The organism is Arthrobacter sp. N199823 (assembly GCF_002929705.1).
Taxonomy (GTDB): Bacteria; Actinomycetota; Actinomycetes; order Actinomycetales; family Micrococcaceae; genus Specibacter.
This window is the reverse complement of the sequence record NZ_PJIN01000071.1, coordinates 1-560: the sequence shown is the minus strand read 5'-3', so window position 1 is coordinate 560 and position 560 is coordinate 1. Positions and strand designations below refer to the sequence as shown.

The window sequence follows — 560 nt, the reverse complement described above, 5'->3', positions numbered from 1 at the left end:
AGAATTCAATCGCTTCACGGGATGCTCTGGAAGGCGAACTTGATGAAATCCGCCAGGCTGGATATGCCACCAGCAGGGAAGAAAGTGAAGATGGCGTCACCTCGGTCGCAGCAGCGATCACAGGTCCGAGCGGAACCCTATACGGAATTAACGTTTCGGTGCCGGCCCACCGGATGTCGGATGGACTGCGAGTCGAACTCAGCGACATAGTTCGCGCAGCCGCAAAAAAACTGCAAAAACTGCTCCTCTAGCCTGTCGCAACCTCATGTTCGGCCCGGTGGCTGGCCAGTAACTCCCGGAAGGGCAGAGTCGCGGCCATGGGATTCCTCGGATGTGCCGGAAAGGCCCGAAAAGGGGACCGGAGCTCCGGAATAACACCTCAACCACGCATATGTGAAGGACCGAATTATGTTTCCTGGAAGCCAGGGAACATACCGTTTAGCGATAAAGTCCGGGCAATGTTCCATAGGGTCGCCGTGTGAGATGTGACAACTGGAGTCTGCAGACGTTTCGCTAGGGACTGCCCACGTTTTGGTTGACTCGTGGGGTTGATAGTTTTT

At 55.4% G+C, this 560-nt stretch carries 1 protein-coding gene; it reads left to right on the top strand.

The annotated features are described in order from the left end of the window. Positions 1 to 251: IclR family transcriptional regulator C-terminal domain-containing protein (locus tag CXQ93_RS20290; RefSeq protein ID WP_308470649.1), on the top strand; the 251-nt coding region annotated here is incomplete at its 5' end. Positions 252 to 560 lie beyond the last annotated feature (309 nt).